The 494-nt window shown below is 33.4% G+C and carries 1 protein-coding gene and 1 pseudogene; both read right to left on the bottom strand.

Features of this window, described 5'->3' with window-relative positions; all coding sequences use genetic code 11:
• Positions 1 to 22: 22 nt before the first annotated feature.
• Positions 23 to 262 (bottom strand): D-alanine--poly(phosphoribitol) ligase subunit DltC, encoded by a 240-nt coding sequence (dltC, locus tag CRG87_RS07950; RefSeq protein WP_046308026.1) that lies wholly within the window; start codon positions 260 to 262, stop codon positions 23 to 25.
• Between the two features lie 27 nt (positions 263 to 289).
• A pseudogene (locus CRG87_RS07945) lies at positions 290 to 494 on the bottom strand (D-alanyl-lipoteichoic acid biosynthesis protein DltB); the annotation flags it as partial.

Below are 494 nucleotides of genomic sequence, written 5' to 3'. Positions count from 1 at the left end.
AATCTGCCACAGTCGGCGTTTGTTACTCATTTTCTAAACTTTCCACCTTTGCGACAATTTTGCTTGGTGTATCCCATTCTTCACGATCAAATTCAGAAACAGGTACATCAATTTCAAATTTTTCCTGTAAGTTTAACAGCATTTGTACACTAGCCATTGAATCCATTAGGCCATTGGCAAAAATGTTTTCGTCCATTTTATCTGATAAGTCTTCACCAGTTAAATCTTGTAAAATTGCTAAAACTTCTTCTTTGGTGTTCATAATTAAATCTCCTTAAATAACTTTTTTCTACATCCAGCCAAACCATAACTGGCTAAGGAAGCCGGAAAAGATCAAAAAGCTGAAACAAACAACGTTAAATGTAACAAAAATTGACAAGCACTTGGTAAATTTGTTTGATGGCAGTTTATCTTTATGCTTCTTTTTATATCTAATCCAGTAATCATTAATAATGATTGCAATCGCATGGAACAAGCCATAAACAATGTAGTAC

The organism is Lactobacillus apis (assembly GCF_002837055.1).
Taxonomy (GTDB): domain Bacteria; phylum Bacillota; class Bacilli; order Lactobacillales; family Lactobacillaceae; genus Lactobacillus; species Lactobacillus apis.
Note: the sequence above shows the minus strand (reverse complement) of the source record. Positions and strands in the feature narration are given on the sequence as shown.

What these genes read in the sequence shown, in the direction of transcription:
- dltC (WP_046308026.1), bottom strand. Translation starts at nt 262, where the DNA reads ATGAACACCAAAGAAGAAGTTTTAGCAATTTTACAAGATTTAACTGGT.